Below are 15733 nucleotides of genomic sequence, written 5' to 3'. Positions count from 1 at the left end.
AGATCGCAGCCTGCGACAGCTCCTACAGTGGGGCAACCAACAAAAAAGGCGACCTCTTCAGGTCGCCTTTTTTATTCTCGCTGGATTTACTGGGTGTAAATCTGATCGAAAATCCCGCCATCATTGAAGTGGGTTTTCTGTACGGTGCGCCAGTCACCGAAGGTTTTTTCCACCGAAAGGAAGTCCACTTTCGGGAAACGGTCGGTGTACTTGGCCAGTACGGCCGGGTCACGCGGACGCAGGTAGTTGGCGGCAGCGATTTCCTGGCCTTCTGGCGACCACAGGTACTTCAGGTATTCCTCGGCGGCGGCGCGAGTGCCTTTCTTGTCGACGGTTTTGTCGACCACCGACACCGGTGGTTCGGCTTCGGCAGAGACACTTGGGTAGATGACTTCGAACTGGTCGCGGCCAAACTCGCGGGCGATCATTTCCGCTTCGTTTTCGAAGGTCACCAGCACGTCGCCGATCTGGTTGGTCATGAATGTGGTTGTTGCGGCACGGCCACCGGTGTCGAGCACAGGTGCTTGCTTGAACAGTTTGCCGACGAAGTCTTTCGCCTTGTTCTCGTCACCGCCGTTTTTCAGCACATAGCCCCAGGCAGAAAGGTAGGTGTAGCGGCCGTTACCCGAGGTCTTAGGGTTTGGCACGATGACTTGCACGCCATCCTTGAGCAGGTCCGGCCAGTCTTTCAGTGCTTTCGGGTTGCCTTTACGCACGATGAACACAGTGGCCGAGGTGAACGGCGCGCTGTTGTTCGGCAAGCGGGTGACCCAGTTATCCGGGACCAGTTTGCCGTTGTCCGCCAGGGCGTTGATGTCGGTGGCCATGTTCATGGTGATCACGTCAGCAGGCAGACCGTCGATGACCGAGCGCGCCTGTTTGCTGGAACCGCCGAAAGACATCTGCAGGGTGATGTTTTCGTTGTGTTCGGCTTGCCAGTGCTTCTGGAACGCAGTGTTGTAGTCCTTGTAGAAATCGCGCATCACGTCGTAGGACACGTTGAGCAGGGTCGGTGCGGCTTGAGCCATGCTGGTCAGGGCCAGACCGGCGGCCAGGAGTGAGGCGCCAAAGAGTTTTTTCACTGCGAATTCCTTGTTCGAGAAGTTGTTATTCAAAGCGAGGCAATTTGCCAGCGACTATAGCCGGGCGCGCATAGTCGTTTAAAGATTAAAAAGCTCTTTGCTTATTCCAGTTTTTTGAACAGTGCATTGCCACACCGAGAGCAGAACGCGGCACCGTGTTCGTGGCTGTTTTTGCGGCACACCGGGCAATCGTGTTGCAGCTGTTCGCCGCGCATCGCGTTGGCCAGTTCGGCGGTGAAAATCCCGGTGGGCACGGCGATGATCGAGTAACCAGTGATCATCACCAACGATGAAATCACTTGGCCCAATGGTGTCTTCGGCACGATGTCGCCGAAGCCCACGGTGGTCAGGGTCACGATTGCCCAATAGATGCCTTTGGGAATGCTGGTGAAACCGTGTTCCGGGCCTTCGATTACATACATCAGCGTGCCGAACACCGTTACCAGGGTGCAGACGCTGACCAGGAATACCACGATCTTCTGTTTGCTGCCGCGCAGCGCCGACATCAGATAGTTGGCTTGCTTGAGGTACGGGCTGAGCTTGAGCACACGGAAAATTCGCAGCATCCGGATGACCCGGATGATCAGCAGGTACTGCGCGTCGCTGTAATACAGCGCGATGATGCCAGGCACGATGGCCAGCAGATCCACCAGCCCGTAAAAGCTGAAGGCGTAGCGCAAAGGCTTGGGCGAGCAGTACAAGCGCAGGATGTACTCGCCCAGGAAGATCGCCGTGAAGCCCCATTCGATATAGGCCAGCAAACCGGCGTAGTTGCGATGAACGCTGTTGATGCTGTCGAGCATCACGATCACCAGGCTGGCGAGGATGATCAACAGCAAGATGCCGTCAAAACGCCTGCCAGCTTTGGTGTCGGTCTGGAAAATCATGACGTAAAGCTGTTCACGCCAGTGCTTGCTGCTGTCCATGGATAACGCCTGATACGAAGATCAGCGCAGCCTAGGTTGATTGTCCCCGTGAGTGCAAGACGCGCTGGTGACTGTTGACTTGCCGAGCATTTGCACAGCACTGCGGATCACCCAGCAGCCGAGGATGAATGGCGCGGTAAGCGTGGGCAGGCCGATTGCTGCAAATATCGGCGTCAGCAACAGCGCGAACGCGATGCCGAGCAGTGGCAGCCACCACTGCTGGCGCTGCGTGCTGAAGGCGAGGGCGGCAAGCACGGCGTTGTAACCGCCGAGGCCGAGCAGTGCGGTATAGAAATCGTGGTGCAGCAGGCTCCATCCCATGCCCGCGCCAGACGCCAACAACGCCCAGCAGAATGCGCGGCGATCGGCGATCAACAAGCCGGCTGCAATCATCGCACCAGCCAATGGATGACCGAGGAACATCACCTGGCCCAGGCCTTTGAGTGGTGCGAAGAACATGTTCAGCGGGCTGACTTCGATCAAATGTGCGTCCGTCGAGGGCGTGGCGAAGCACAGCAACAACCAGCTCAGCACTACGAATGGCGCAGTGTAGGCGGGCAGGTATTGGCTGAGTCGGGCGCGTTTGAGCCACTGCTGAGTGATCATCGCGCTCAGGCCGCCGGCGGCCAGAATCAGTGGTGGCATCATCGCCGACCAAGGGAAATACACGCTCAGCAAAAGCCCGAGCAGCACGCCGTTGTAGCTGTACAGCCCGGCCTGACGATCAGCCTTGGCGTAGTTACGGCGTTGCGCGGTGAGCAGCCCGGCGACACCGCCAAGCAATGCGCCGCCGAGCAGGGCCGGGGCGGTGAACAGGATGGCCGAAAGAATCAGCAAGCCGCACAGCGGATTGCGCTGGAGGAATATCTGGCTGAAGCCGTTGAGCATGGCTTCGGCCCAGTCGGGGCAGTGGGTGTTGAAGTGATTGGCAGGCATGGCAGTTCAAAAAGTCAGTGGGACCGAGTTGCCGGCATCGCCAGCAGGCTGGCTCCCACACTGAATCTCTGTTCAGTCTTGATTGTGTGATCGACACAAAACCAAAGTGGGAGCCAGCCTGCTGGCGATGAGGCCGGTATGGCGTTCTAGATCAACGTCTCGATACGCAAAGAGTTAGTCGATCCCGGCTGCCCAAACGGCACACCCGCCGTGATCAATAACGTATCTCCACGCTCGGCCATGCCCTGGGCCTGGGCGATTTCCAGCGCTGTCGAGCAGACTTCATCGACCTGACGCAGCCGATCATTGACCACCGAATGCACGCCCCAGGCCACGGTCAAGCGACGAGCGGTTTGCAGATTCGGCGTCAGGTTGAGGATCGGTACGGTCGGCCGCTCCCGCGCTGCACGCAGGCTCGACGCGCCCGACTCGCTGTAGTTCACCAGTACCGCCACCGGCAACACGTTACTGATACGGCGGATCGCACAGCTGATGGCATCGGAAACCGTCGCTTCGGCTTTTGGCCGGCTGACGTCCAGTTGCGTCTGATAATCCGGGCCGTTTTCCACCTGGCGGATGATCTTGCTCATCATCTGCACGGCTTCCAGCGGGTATTCACCTGAGGCCGTTTCCGCCGACAGCATTACCGCGTCCGCACCTTCGGCCACGGCATTGGCAACATCGGTTACCTCGGCGCGGGTTGGTGCCGGTGAGAAGCGCATCGACTCCAGCATCTGCGTCGCCACCACCACCGGTTTACCGAGCTGACGGCAGGTGCTGATGATGTTTTTCTGAATCTGCGGCACGCTCTCGGCAGGCACTTCCACGCCCAGGTCGCCACGGGCGACCATGATCGCGTCGCTCAATTCGGCGATTTCCCGCAGCTGGGTCACGGCCGATGGCTTCTCGATCTTGGCCATCAAAAACGCTCGGTCGCCGATCAGTGCACGGGCTTCGCGGATGTCGTCCGGACGCTGTACAAACGACAGCGCCACCCAGTCAACACCCAGTTCCAGGCCGAAGCTCAGGTCTCGGCGATCCTTGGCGGTCAACGGGCTGAGGTCGAGCACCGCTTGCGGCACGTTCACGCCTTTACGGTCCGACAGTTCGCCGCCATTGAGCACCGTGGTGTCGATGGCATCGTCGTATTTGGTGACCACACGCAGGCGCAGTTTGCCGTCATCGAGCAGCAGGTCCATGCCTGGCTCCAGGGCTGCAATGATTTCCGGATGCGGCAGGTTGACCCGGCGCTCATCACCCGGCGTTGCATCTAGGTCCAGGCGCAAAGCCTGACCGCGCACCAGTTGCACCTTGCCTTCGGCGAACTTGCCGACCCGCAGTTTCGGGCCTTGCAGGTCCATCAGAATGCCAAGCGGGTAATTCAGTTGACGCTCGACTTCCCGAATCCACTGAAAGCGCTGGGCGTGGTCGGCGTGATCGCCGTGGCTGAAGTTCAGGCGAAAGATATTGACCCCGGCCTGCACCAGCTCGCGGATGTCATCGATCCCGTCGATGGCCGGGCCAAGGGTGGCGAGGATTTTGACCTTTTTATCAGGCGTCATGTTTAGTGCTCTCAAGGATCAGGATGGCGCGGAAGTCGTTGACGTTGGTACGGGTCGGCTCGGTGACGATCAACGCGTCGAGCGCCTCGAAGTAGCCATAGCCATTGTTGTTGTCCAACTCGTCGCTGGCGCTCAAGCCCTTTGCGGCGGCGCGGGCGTAGCTGTCCGGCGTCATGATGGCGCCGGCGTTGTCTTCCGAGCCGTCGATACCGTCGGTGTCACCGGCCAATGCGTAGACGCCGGGCAGTCCTTTTAGGCTGTCAGTCAGGCTCAACAGGAATTCGGCGTTGCGACCGCCACGGCCATTGCCGCGCACGGTGACTGTGGTTTCACCGCCGGAAAGAATCACGCAGGGCGCTGCCAGTGGCTGGCCGTGCAGGACGATTTGACGTGCGATACCGGCATGGACTTTTGCCACTTCCCGGGATTCGCCTTCCAGATCACCGAGGATCAGCGGGCTGAAACCGGCCTGACGGCATTTCACCGCGGCGGCTTCCAGGGATTGCTGTGGGCGTGCGATCAACTGGAAATGGCTGCGGGCCAGGCTCGGATCGCCGGGTTTGACCGTTTCCGATTCCGGGCTTTGCAGCCAGGTACGAACGGACGCTGGCACGTCGATGTTGTAGCGCTTGAGGATCGCCAGCGCTTCGGCGCTGGTGCTCGGGTCGGCCACGGTCGGGCCGGAGGCGATGACCGTAGCGAGGTCGCCCGGCACATCGGAAATCGCATAGGTATAAACAGTGGCAGGCCAGCAGGCTTTGGCCAGTCGTCCGCCCTTGATCGCCGAGAGGTGCTTGCGCACGCAATTCATCTCGCCGATGGTGGCGCCGGATTTGAGCAGGGATTTGTTGATGGATTGCTTGTCGGCCAGGGTGATGCCGGCCGCGGGCAATGCGAGCAGGGCAGAGCCACCACCCGAGAGCAGGAAGATCACGCGGTCGGACTCACTCAGGCCGCTGACCAGTTCCAGCACGCGCTTGGCGACGGCCAGACCGGCCGCATCGGGTACCGGGTGAGCAGCTTCGACCACTTCGATTTTTTCGCAAGGGGCGCCGTGACCGTAACGCGTCACCACAAGACCGGACACTTCACCCTGCCAGCAGCGCTCGACCACCTGAGCCATGGCGGCCGCCGCTTTACCGGCGCCGATGACGATCACTCGAGCGGTGCGATCGGCAGGCAGATGGGCTTCGAGGACTTGCTGCGGATGGGCCGCATCGATGGCTGTGGCAAACAGCTCGCGCAGCAGTTGTTGCGGATCGACCGACATGGCGGGCTCCCAATCTTATTGTTCTTTGTTTACGCAGGTTGATCGTTCCCACGCTCCGCGTGGGAATGCCTCAATGGACGCTCTGCGTCCGCCTATGGGACGCGGAGCGTCCCGGGCTGCATTCCCACGCAGAGCGTGGGAACGATCATCGGGGCAGGTTCGGGCAGGGCTTACTTCTTGTCGCGAATCGAGAAGTTCGCCATGTGTTCCAGGCCCTTGATCAGCGCCGAGTGGTCCCAGTTGCTGCCACCGATGGCTGCGCAGGTGCTGAACACTTGCTGGGCGTTGGCGGTGTTTGGCAGGTTGATGTTCAGTTCCTTGGCGCCTTGCAGGGCCAGGTTCAGGTCCTTCTGGTGCAGGCTGATACGGAAGCCTGGATCGAAAGTGCCCTTGATCATGCGATCGCCGTGCACTTCGAGGATCTTCGACGAGGCGAAACCGCCCATCAGCGCCTCACGCACCTTGGCTGGATCGGCACCGTTTTTCGCAGCGAACAGCAGGGCTTCGGCAACGGCCTGGATGTTCAGCGCAACGATGATCTGGTTCGCCACTTTCGCGGTTTGACCGTCGCCATTGCCACCGACCAGGGTGATGTTCTTGCCCATGGCCTGGAACAGCGGCAAGGCGCGTTCGAAGGCATCGGCATCGCCGCCGACCATGATGCTCAAGGTCGCAGCCTTGGCACCAACTTCACCGCCAGACACTGGCGCGTCGAGGTACTGGGCACCTTTTTCGTTGACCTTGGCAGCGAACGCCTTGGTGGCTGTCGGCGAGATCGAGCTCATGTCGATCACGACTTTGCCTTTACCGATACCGGCTGCAACGCCGTCGGCGCGGAACAGCACATCCTCGACCTGCGGGGTATCCGGAACCATGACGATGATGAATTCGGCTTCCTGGGCGACTTCTTTCGGGTTCGCCAGTGCGACGGCGCCTGCGGCGACCAGGTCAGCAGGGGCGGCGTCGTGGTGCGCCGACAGGAACAGGCTGTGACCGGCTTTCTGCAGGTTCGCCGCCATTGGGTGGCCCATGATGCCGGTGCCGATAAATCCGATTTTAGCCATGAGAAAATCCTCGTTTTATTTCGATGCTGCAACGCAGTCTTAGATATGCAGCAGATTCATTGTGGGAGCTGGCTTGCCAGCGATGGCGGCGGGTCAGGCAACCTATTTGTTTTGTGTGCTGCCGCCATCGCGGGCAAGCCCGCTCCCACAGGGTTTTGTGTTGTTCGATCAGATCGCGTTGTGGGCTTTCAGCCAGCCCAGGCCCGCTTCGGTGGTGGTCAGTGGCTTGTATTCGCAGCCAACCCAACCCTGATAACCGATGCGATCCAGGTGTTCGAACAGGAAGCGGTAGTTGATTTCACCGGTGCCCGGTTCGTTGCGCCCTGGGTTGTCGGCCAACTGGATATGGTTGATCTCGCCCAGGTGCGACTGCATGGTGCGGGCCAGATCGCCCTCCATGATTTGCATGTGGTAGATGTCGTATTGCAGGAACAGGTTGGCGCTGCCCACCTGCTCGCGAATCGACAGGGCTTGCGCCGTGTTGTTCAGGTAGAAGCCTGGGATGTCGCGGGTGTTGATCGCTTCCATCACCAGTTTGATGCCCGCCGCCTGCAGCTTGTCGGCCGCGTACTTGAGGTTGGCGACGAAGGTTTTTTCGACGGTGGCATCGTCCACGCCCTGTGGACGAATACCGGCCAGGCAGTTGACCTGGGTGTTGCCCAGCACTTGCGCGTAGGCAATCGCCAGATCGACACCGGCGCGGAACTCTTCAACGCGGTCCGGCAGGCAGGCGATACCGCGCTCGCCCTTGGCCCAATCACCGGCCGGCAGGTTGAATAACACTTGGGTCAGACCGTTGGCGTCGAGCGTGGCCTTGATTTCGGCAGAGCTGAAATCGTACGGGAACAGGTATTCGACACCACTGAAGCCGGCCTTGGCGGCCGCTTCGAAACGGGCGAGAAAGTCCTGTTCGGTGAACAGCATGGACAGGTTGGCTGCGAAACGCGGCATGGTGGTCTCCTAAAACAGATTGGATCGTTCCTACGCTCTGCGTGGGAATGCCTCATGTGGCGCTCTGCGCCACGCTTTGGGGACGCAGAGCGTCCTGGGCTGCATTCCCACGCAGAGCGTGGGAACGATCATTGTCAGCAGTTAATCGAGCAACGAAATCGCAGTCGGTGCGTCGTTGCCAACCAGCGCCAGGTCTTCGAATTCGTTGACGGCGTTAATCTCGGTACCCATGGAAATGTTGGTCACGCGCTCCAGGATAATCTCGACAATCACCGGCACCTTGAACTCCTCGATCATCTCTTCGGCCTTGCGCAGGGCAGGGGCGATGTCAGCCGGTTCGAACACACGCAGTGCCTTGCAGCCCAGGCCTTCGGCAACAGCAACGTGGTCGACACCGTAGCCGTTGAGTTCCGGAGCGTTCAGGTTGTCGAAGGACAGCTGTACGCAGTAGTCCATTTCGAAACCGCGCTGCGCCTGACGAATCAGACCCAGGTACGAGTTGTTCACCACGACGTGGATGTACGGCAGCTTGAACTGCGCACCCACCGCCAATTCTTCGATCATGAACTGGAAGTCATAGTCCCCCGACAGGGCCACGACTTTACGGTTCGGATCAGCCTTGACCACGCCCAGCGCTGCCGGAATGGTCCAGCCCAACGGGCCTGCCTGGCCGCAGTTGATCCAGTGACGCGGCTTGTAGACGTGCAGGAACTGCGCGCCGGCAATCTGCGACAGACCGATGGTGCTGACGTAGCAGGTGTCCTTGCCGAACACCTGGTTCATCTCTTCATAAACGCGCTGCGGCTTGACCGGCACGTTGTCGAAGTGAGTCTTGCGCTGCAGGCTGGATTTGCGCTGCTGGCAGTCTTGCAGCCAGGCGCTGCGGTTTTTCAGCTTGCCGGCGGCTTGCCATTCGCGAGCGACTTCGATGAACACGGTCAGCGCGGCAGCGGCGTCGGAAACGATGCCCAGGTCCGGGGTGAACACGCGGCCGATCTGAGTGCCTTCGATGTCGACGTGAATGAACTTGCGGCCTTCGGTGTAGACATCAACCGAACCGGTGTGACGGTTGGCCCAACGGTTACCTATGCCCAGCACCACGTCGGACTTCAACATGGTCGCGTTGCCGTAGCGGTGTGAAGTCTGCAAGCCAACCATGCCGACCATCAGCGGGTGATCGTCCGGGATGGTGCCCCAGCCCATCAGGGTCGGGATAACCGGAATACCGGTCAGCTCGGCGAACTCGACCAACAGATCGCTGGCGTCGGCATTGATGATGCCACCACCGGCCACCAGCAATGGGCGCTCGGCTTGATCCAGCATCGCCAGGGCTTTTTCCACCTGAATCCGGGTAGCGCTCGGCTTGGCCAATGGCAGTGGCTGGTAGGCGTCGATATCGAATTCGATTTCAGCCATCTGAACGTCGAACGGCAGGTCGATCAGCACTGGGCCTGGACGGCCGGAGCGCATTTCAAAGAAAGCTTTCTGGAACGCGTAAGGCACTTGGCCTGGTTCGAGAACAGTGGTTGCCCACTTGGTCACAGGCTTGACGATGCTGGTGATGTCGACAGCCTGGAAGTCTTCCTTGTGCAGACGGGCGCGGGGTGCCTGGCCGGTAATGCAGAGGATTGGAATCGAGTCGGCCGAGGCGCTGTAGAGCCCGGTGACCATGTCGGTACCGGCAGGGCCGGAAGTGCCGATGCACACGCCGATGTTGCCGGCTTTGGTGCGGGTGTAGCCCTCGGCCATGTGCGAGGCGCCTTCAACGTGGCGAGCGAGGACGTGATCGATGCCGCCGACCTTTTGCAGGGCGGAGTACAGCGGGTTGATGGCGGCACCCGGGATGCCAAAAGCGGTATCAACCCCTTCACGGCGCATCACCAGAACGGCGGCTTCGATTGCTCTCATTTTGCTCATGGTTTTGTGCCTCTTTACGTTTTGTAATTGTATACAAGTGGCTTTGCGCCGAGTGTATTCACGGCAAGCAACGCAGGTCAATTTATTTTCTCAAGCGGTCGTTTCATTCGTCGAAAGCCCTTTGTGCTGTGGCTTTTCGTCGCATGTGGCGCTTTTCGAAAATTATTGTATACAAAAAAATAACTCATTGTGTTCTATTTATTGCATCGGGCTGCGGCAAAAATGCGCAGCCCCACGGCTTTCCGAAAAACAAAATGAGGACGGCACCATGAGCGCTTTAACCTTGAAAGTCGCAGTCAACCTGGTCAACGAGGCCATTAACGCGGGGCGTGCCATTTGCGCTGCGCCCTTGACCATCGCGGTACTGGATGCCGGTGGGCATCTGATCACCCTGCAGCGCGAAGACGGCGCCAGCTTGATACGCCCGCAAGTCGCCATCGGTAAAGCCTGGGGTGCCATCGCCCTGGGCAAGGGCTCACGCCTGCTGGCACTGGACGCCCAGCAACGCCCAGCGTTCATCGCTGCACTCAACAGCATGGGGCAGGGCAGCGTCGTGCCGGCACCGGGTGGTGTGCTGATTCGTGATCAGGCCGGGATTGTGCTGGGAGCGGTGGGGATCAGCGGGGATCTGTCGGATGTCGATGAGCAATGCGCGATCAATGCGATCGAGGCGCTGGGGTTGAGGGCGGATGCGGGGGTGGTGGCTTGATTTTTGTAGCGCCTGATTGAAAGCCATCGCTGGCGAGCCAGCTCCCACAGGGTCTTGTGTTTAATTCAAATTCTGTGAGCGACACAAAACCTTGTGGGAGCTGGCTTGCCAGCGATATCGGCCTTGCTGACACATCAAAATTAAAGACCGACCCAGTAAAATGGGGCTCTGAGGTCTAGCCTTCTGATGAACACATCATGAAGGGGCAAAGGAATGCCTGACCTGCCTGCATCACATCGCCTGCGAACGGGTCGCTATGCCGAACCTAATCGAATCTATCTACTGACCACCAATACACTTGATCGCCAACCGATCTTTGCCAATTTTGCATTGGGCAGATTGGTTGTTGATCAATTTCGTCGGGCGCAAAGTCATGGATTGGCGAACTCTTTGGCTTGGGTCGTCATGCCCGATCATTTTCACTGGTTGATCGAGCTGGAAAACTGTTCCCTGCGCAGGCTGATGCGCGAGACCAAGTCCCTGATTACTCGAGAGGTAAATCATTGCAGTAAAAGGGCCGGACCGTTATGGCAACAGGGCTATCACGACCGGGCACTGCGGCGAGAAGAGGATTTGGTGAGATTGGCGCGGTATGTGGTGGCTAACCCATTGCGGGCAGGTCTGGTAGAGAAGCTTGGCGACTATCCACTGTGGGATGCAGTTTGGCTTTAACAACTTTGAATCGAGTTGCCTTCATCGCTGGCAAGCCAGCTCCCACAAGGTTTTGTGTCGTTCAAAGAATTTAATTCAGCACACAATCCTGTGGGAGCTGGCTCGCCAGCGATAAGGGCACCTCGGTCTCACTTATCCGGCTCACACCCCTTGAGCACCAACCGGATAATCGTCTGCGCAGCCGCTTCATAATCCGCTTCGTCCAACTTTTCCTTGCCGGTGATGGCGGTGATTTGCCAGTCGAAATCGGCGTAGGTCTGGGTTGCGGCCCAGATGCTGAACATCAGGTGGTTGGGGTCGATCGGGGCGATCTGGCCGCGGTCGATCCAGGTCTGGATGCAATCGATGTTGTGCTTGGCCTGGCCGTTTAGCTGCTCAACCAGGTCGGCACTCAGGTGTGGGGCACCGTGCATGATTTCGCTGGCGAATACCTTGGAGGCAAACGGCAAGTCACGGGAGATGCGGATTTTCGAGCGAATGTAGCCGATCAACACTTCGCTGGGCACACCGTCCGGGTTGAACGGCGTCGAGGCCTGCAGGATCGGCTCGATGATGCTTTCAAGAACCTCGCGATAGAGGTTTTCCTTGGATCTGAAGTAGTAGTAGACGTTGGGCTTGGGCAATCCGGCCTTGGCTGCGATGTCACTGGTTTTGGTCGCAGCAAAGCCCTTGTCGGCAAATTCTTCACTGGCGGCACGCAGGATCAGTTGTTTGTTGCGCTCGCGGATGGTGCTCATAAACCAGGGGGTTCCTTGCCTGTACTGGCGGTTGAGCATGGTATCACCGGCCTTTGGCGGCGCTCAAGAATGCTCCGTGGGGTGCACGGCCGCGCTATGCTGCACGGCATTCATTAAAGAAGGAAACCCGATTCATGGCAGGAAGCAGTTTGCTGGTGCTGATCGACGACATCGCCGCGGTTCTGGACGATGTGGCGTTGATGACCAAAATGGCCGCCAAAAAGACTGCGGGCGTGCTCGGCGATGATCTGGCGCTCAATGCCCAGCAGGTCAGTGGCGTGCGTGCCGAGAGGGAAATCCCCGTGGTTTGGGCTGTGGCCAAGGGCTCCTTCATCAACAAGTTGATCCTGGTGCCTTCGGCATTGGCCATCAGCGCGTTCATCCCGTGGCTGGTTACGCCGTTGTTGATGGTCGGGGGTGCTTACCTGTGTTTCGAAGGATTCGAGAAGCTCGCCCACAAATTTCTGCACAGCGAGACCCAGGATCAGGCCGAACATGCTGAACTGGCCGAGGCGGTGGCAGACCCGGCGGTGGACCTGGTGGCCTTCGAAAAGGACAAGATCAAGGGCGCGATTCGTACCGACTTCATTCTTTCGGCGGAAATCATCGCCATCACCCTTGGCACGGTGGCGGGCGCGTCGCTGACCCAGCAAGTGATCGTGCTATCAGGCATCGCTATCGTCATGACCATTGGTGTCTATGGCCTGGTGGCGGGTATCGTCAAGCTCGATGACCTGGGTTTGTGGCTGACGCAAAAGCCGGGGCAGATGGCCAAAAGCATCGGGAGCGGGATTCTGCGGGCGGCACCGTACATGATGAAAAGCTTGTCGGTAATTGGTACGGCAGCAATGTTTCTGGTGGGTGGCGGGATTCTTGTTCACGGCTTGCCGGTGGTGCATCACTGGATCGAGAGTGTTGGCGCAGGCGCGGGCGGTGCCGGGTTTATCGTTCCGACGCTGCTCAATGCGGTGGCCGGGATCTTGGCGGGGGCAGTGGTGTTGGTAGCGGTGACCGTTGTCAGCAAAATCTGGAAAGCGTTGAAGGGCTGAAGGTTACAACCGATCAAAACTGTGGGAGCGGCGGTGCGACGTTTCGACTTGCTCGCGAATGGGCCGTGTCAGTCGACATCAATGTTGACTGATCCACCGCATTCGCGAGCAAGCCCGCTCCCACAGGTATTTTTGGTGACTGCAATTACTCCGCAATCTGCAACTTGCGCGACTCGGTGTACACGTATCGAACCTTCTCATACTCGAACGGCGAGTTCAGCTGGCCATAGCGGAAGCTGGTCTGATAGCGCTTGTCGACGCCACGCAGAATCCACACTTCCGGATGGTTGGAGCTGACTTCGGCGACGTTGAGGAAGTTGATCGCATTCTCTGCGCTGAAATCCACCACCAACCCGCCTGTGTCACGCAGGTTCGACGGGCCGAGGATCGGCAGCACGAAATAAGCGCCAGCCGGTACGCCATAGAAACCCAGGGTCTGGCCGAAGTCTTCGTTCTGGCGCGGCAGGCCCATGGCGGTGGCCGGGTCCCACAGGCCGGCGATACCGATGGTGGTGTTAAGCAACAGGCGTCCGGTGATTTCCATTGAGCGCTGACCTTTGAACTGCAACAGGCTGTTGAGCAGGTTCGGCACGTCACCCAGGTTATTGAAGAAATTGCTGACACCTGTGCGCAGGAAGCTTGGCGTTATGTAGCGATAGCCACCGACCACCGGCAGGAACACCCATTGGTCGAAGCGGTAGTTGAAGTGGTAGACGCGGCGGTTCCACTCTTCCAGCGGGTCGTAGACGTTCAACGCACTGAGCGTGGATCGCTCGAATTCGCGCTGATCCAGGCCCGGGTTGAATTTCAGTTTGCTCAACGGTTCCTTGAAGCCGTCGCTATCGACGACCACCGGGGCGTTGGCTTTGCTGTTGTCGGCATTGGCAGCGGTTGCGCAGAGTAACGCGGCGATAAGCAGGAGGTATTTAGCCACGGAAGAACTCCAGCATGGCGTCGCTGTTGACGCGGTAGTTAAGGTTGCCGCAGTGGCCGCCCAGCGGATAAACGGTCAGGCGATCGCCGAAGGTCTTGCGCAGGAAACCAAGATCACCCGGGCCCAGGATCACGTCGTCGGCGTTGTGCATGACGGCGATTTTCGGGCTGTTGCGCAGGTAATCCTCCAGTGCATACAAGCTCACCTGGTTGATCAGTTGCAGCAGGCTGCCGCCATCGGTGCGGGCGCGCCACATCGGGATTACCTGTTCAGTGATGTAGCAGTCAAAGTCGCACTGCAGCGCTCGCTTGAGATACGGCGTAAGGCTGGTGCCTTCGGTGATCGGAGTTTTCGGTGGCGTGATGAGGCCGCGGCGATTGATCAGATCCGAGGTGAAGGCGATATCGGCTGCCGAGAAGCGGAACGAGGTGCCGATCAACATCGCCATCTGTTCGTTGGTCAGGTGTTGCTTGGACTGCTGGAAGTCGTAGAGCAGGGCATCGTTGAGATCGATGTAACCCTTCTGCTGGAAGTAACGAGTCAGTTTGTTCAGTACCAGCTCATAGAAAGTGGTGCTGTTAGTGATGCCCTTGACCTCTGTCTGCACAAGCTTGTCCAGATTGGTGATTGAGGTGTAGAGATTGACCGGGGGGTTGAGCAGCAGGACTTTCTTGAAGTTGAAGCTGCGGCGAGTTTCGTCAAGGTGCGCTACGAATGCCGCGTCCAGAGCGCCCAGGCTGTAACCCGTCAGGTAGTAATCGGTCACCGGCAGTTTCGGGTGTTGCGCCCGCACCGCCTGCATCACCCGATACATGTCTTCGGCGTCATCCTTGGTAATGCCTGGCGTGGCAAAGCGCGATGCGGCACTCATGAAGTCAAAGCTGGTGGGCGATGACAGTTGCACCACGTGGTAGCCAGCCTTGTAGTAAAGCTTTTTCAGGTATTCATTCAGGCTGCTGTCATAGCGCGCACCCGTGCCGGCGATCAGGAAGATCAGCGGTGCGGCCTTGTCCTGGGTAGCGATGCGATAAGTGAGCTTCTTGACCGCCCAGAAGTTGTCCGGCAGCTCAAATTGGCGCTCCGGACGCAACGTTATGCTGTGATCCGATTGATCGATGTCGTCGTCCAGCGGCAATTCGGGGCGCAGATCAGGTGGCGTCGTGGCAATGGTTGCCTCGAACGGATTGGTCAAGGGGTAGCCATAACCAGCGGCATCGATGTCGACCGCCAGTGCGGACGCACTCAGGATTAGGCCGCCAAGCAAGGCGGCGAAGCGCAAGGAACGGAGCATGACTAGATCCCTTAGAAAAGGTGCCGAATGAAGTTCGCAGCTATGACCACTGTATTTGCGCCAAAGTGCCAAGCATCGGCACCAAACAGGCCTAATTCGAAGTAATAGTAGCTGGACGATACACTTTGCAGCGATTGAATGACCAGTTAACAGTTGTTATTGCTTGCTTAAGGCTAGCGGGCGATTAAGCTGGCCGCCGTTTTTGCTTATTGGAGTGCTTCATGTCCCGCAATCTACCCGTGGTTCTGCTGCTCGTTTTGCTGCCGTTATGGCTGGCCGCCAGTTATGGCGCGCGTTATGGCTTCATGGAAGATGCGCAGTGGGTGGGTGTCTGCGTGGATGAGGCGAGTCGCTGGGAATGTCAGATCCGCTCGAACCTGGGCCTGATGATTCACTTCAAGGTGTTGGGATGGGGAGCATTGGCGGCCGCAATGATCGGCTTTGTTCTGCCTGGGCGGGCAGGGTGGTGGCTGGCATTGCTGGCACTGGTGCTAGGGTTTCCGGCCTTGGCGTTGTACAACACGACACTGGCGGTGTTTGCGGTGGTGATTGCGGGGTTGCGGTTGGTTCGGGCTTCTCGCAGTACCTGATAGACCGCCTTCGCGGGCAAGCCTCGCTCCCACAGGGTTTATG

Annotated in this window: 15 protein-coding genes; 4 read left to right on the top strand and 11 right to left on the bottom strand. The window is 58.8% G+C overall.

Annotation, left to right across the window (positions count from 1 at the left end; genetic code table 11):
* Positions 1-86 precede the first annotated feature (86 nt).
* The 8 genes from ACRESJ_RS32355 to gcl form a co-directional block, all read right to left on the bottom strand.
* A complete protein-coding gene (locus tag ACRESJ_RS32355; RefSeq protein WP_431761545.1) occupies positions 87-1082 on the bottom strand; it encodes a sulfate ABC transporter substrate-binding protein in 996 nt (331 codons plus the stop codon).
* A gap of 101 nt (positions 1083-1183) precedes the next feature.
* Entirely contained in the window at positions 1184-2008 is an 825-nt protein-coding gene (locus ACRESJ_RS32350; protein ID WP_431761544.1) for an ion transporter, read from the bottom strand.
* Positions 2009-2029: 21 nt separating this feature from the next.
* On the bottom strand, positions 2030-2944 hold the full coding sequence (locus ACRESJ_RS32345; RefSeq protein ID WP_431761543.1) for an urea transporter: 915 nt from the start codon (positions 2942-2944) through the stop codon (positions 2030-2032).
* Positions 2945-3090: 146 nt separating this feature from the next.
* Positions 3091-4506 carry a pyruvate kinase gene (gene pyk, locus ACRESJ_RS32340; protein ID WP_431761542.1) on the bottom strand — a complete coding sequence of 472 codons (1416 nt, stop codon included), beginning with the start codon at positions 4504-4506 and terminating at the stop codon, positions 3091-3093.
* The gene (locus ACRESJ_RS32335) at positions 4496-5776 is read right to left on the bottom strand and encodes a glycerate kinase type-2 family protein (RefSeq protein ID WP_431761541.1); all 1281 of its coding nucleotides are present in this window, start codon (positions 5774-5776) and stop codon (positions 4496-4498) included. The genes pyk and ACRESJ_RS32335 overlap by 11 nt, the downstream gene beginning before the upstream one ends.
* Before the next feature lie 170 nt (positions 5777-5946).
* Complete coding sequence (locus ACRESJ_RS32330; protein ID WP_431761540.1) at positions 5947-6840, bottom strand: 2-hydroxy-3-oxopropionate reductase; 894 nt, start codon at positions 6838-6840, stop codon at positions 5947-5949.
* Between the two features lie 168 nt (positions 6841-7008).
* Positions 7009-7791 carry a hydroxypyruvate isomerase gene (gene hyi / locus ACRESJ_RS32325; protein WP_431761539.1) on the bottom strand — a complete coding sequence of 261 codons (783 nt, stop codon included), beginning with the start codon at positions 7789-7791 and terminating at the stop codon, positions 7009-7011.
* Positions 7792-7932: 141 nt separating this feature from the next.
* On the bottom strand, positions 7933-9708 hold the full coding sequence (gene gcl / locus ACRESJ_RS32320; RefSeq protein WP_431761538.1) for a glyoxylate carboligase: 1776 nt from the start codon (positions 9706-9708) through the stop codon (positions 7933-7935).
* 268 nt (positions 9709-9976) lie between these two features.
* On the opposite strand from gcl, the gene ACRESJ_RS32315 reads away from it, so the two are divergent.
* Both ACRESJ_RS32315 and ACRESJ_RS32310 read left to right on the top strand, forming a co-directional pair.
* On the top strand, positions 9977-10417 hold the full coding sequence (locus ACRESJ_RS32315) for a GlcG/HbpS family heme-binding protein (protein ID WP_431761537.1): 441 nt from the start codon (positions 9977-9979) through the stop codon (positions 10415-10417).
* Between the two features lie 213 nt (positions 10418-10630).
* Positions 10631-11089, top strand: coding sequence for an REP-associated tyrosine transposase (locus ACRESJ_RS32310; protein WP_431761536.1), 459 nt, complete (start codon positions 10631-10633; stop codon positions 11087-11089).
* 128 nt (positions 11090-11217) lie between these two features.
* Here the strand turns inward: ACRESJ_RS32310 and ACRESJ_RS32305 are convergent, their stop codons facing one another.
* Entirely contained in the window at positions 11218-11826 is a 609-nt protein-coding gene (locus ACRESJ_RS32305; RefSeq protein WP_431761535.1) for a TetR/AcrR family transcriptional regulator, read from the bottom strand.
* Positions 11827-11960: 134 nt separating this feature from the next.
* Here ACRESJ_RS32305 and ACRESJ_RS32300 point away from each other — a divergent pair, with 134 nt between their 5' ends.
* On the top strand, positions 11961-12875 hold the full coding sequence (locus ACRESJ_RS32300) for a DUF808 domain-containing protein (protein ID WP_431761534.1): 915 nt from the start codon (positions 11961-11963) through the stop codon (positions 12873-12875).
* Between the two features lie 145 nt (positions 12876-13020).
* On the opposite strand, the gene ACRESJ_RS32295 is transcribed toward ACRESJ_RS32300, so the two are convergent.
* The gene (locus ACRESJ_RS32295; protein WP_431761533.1) at positions 13021-13809 is read right to left on the bottom strand and encodes an MlaA family lipoprotein; all 789 of its coding nucleotides are present in this window, start codon (positions 13807-13809) and stop codon (positions 13021-13023) included.
* Complete coding sequence (locus ACRESJ_RS32290) at positions 13802-15100, bottom strand: serine/threonine protein kinase (RefSeq protein ID WP_431761532.1); 1299 nt, start codon at positions 15098-15100, stop codon at positions 13802-13804. Before ACRESJ_RS32290 ends, ACRESJ_RS32295 begins: the two co-directional genes overlap by 8 nt.
* A 221-nt stretch (positions 15101-15321) precedes the next feature.
* Here ACRESJ_RS32290 and ACRESJ_RS32285 point away from each other — a divergent pair, with 221 nt between their 5' ends.
* Complete coding sequence (locus ACRESJ_RS32285) at positions 15322-15690, top strand: hypothetical protein (RefSeq protein ID WP_431761531.1); 369 nt, start codon at positions 15322-15324, stop codon at positions 15688-15690.
* Positions 15691-15733 lie beyond the last annotated feature (43 nt).

The sequence above is a fragment of the Pseudomonas sp. genome (genome assembly GCF_050739655.1).
Classification (GTDB): domain Bacteria; phylum Pseudomonadota; class Gammaproteobacteria; order Pseudomonadales; family Pseudomonadaceae; genus Aquipseudomonas.
The sequence above is the reverse complement of the archived record's forward strand: the minus strand, read 5'-3'. Positions and strand labels throughout refer to the sequence as shown.